The 508-nt window shown below is 41.3% G+C and carries 2 pseudogenes; both read left to right on the forward strand.

Annotation, left to right across the window (positions count from 1 at the left end):
- Positions 1 to 132: pseudogene (locus ACFIMW_RS09550) on the forward strand (virulence-associated protein E); the annotation flags it as partial.
- A pseudogene (locus tag ACFIMW_RS09555) lies at positions 129 to 508 on the forward strand (DUF3987 domain-containing protein); the annotation flags it as partial. The pseudogenes ACFIMW_RS09550 and ACFIMW_RS09555, both read left to right, overlap by 4 nt.

Below are 508 nucleotides of genomic sequence, written 5' to 3' on the forward strand. Positions count from 1 at the left end.
GATGCGGGGCGTAAAGCAGGTTTTACCCTCGCTGCACGTGCCTATAGACAAGGCTTTGAGGTTTTTATCATGCAAGCACCCTACGGTCTAGATTTCAATGATGTTTTGATACTAAAAGGTATAAATAAATGAGAGAGAATAAAAACAATATTATAGATACCAACAATCAAAATGTTTCATGCAATGATAACGATAATGGCTCTTTAAATGATAAGACTTGTTTAGAAGCCATTCCTTATAAACAAGCATTGCAACAAAACGGTTGGGGGGAATTAAAACCACTTGAATATACTCTCTTACCCGTCGAGTCTTTTCATGCTGCGCAAATGCCTTTAACTTTAAGTCGCTATATTTATGACGTTGCTGACCGTCAACAAGCGCCTCTCGATTTTGTGGCTGTCGCTGCTTTGTGTGGCTTGGCTGCTCTCATCGGCAATGGCGTGCGGATTGCTCCAAAACAACATGATGATTGGAAGATTGTCCCTAATCTCTGGGGCGCTCTTATTGG

It is taken from the genome of Bartonella sp. AC329YNZD, from assembly GCF_042196685.1.
In the GTDB taxonomy this organism is placed as follows: domain Bacteria; phylum Pseudomonadota; class Alphaproteobacteria; order Rhizobiales; family Rhizobiaceae; genus Bartonella.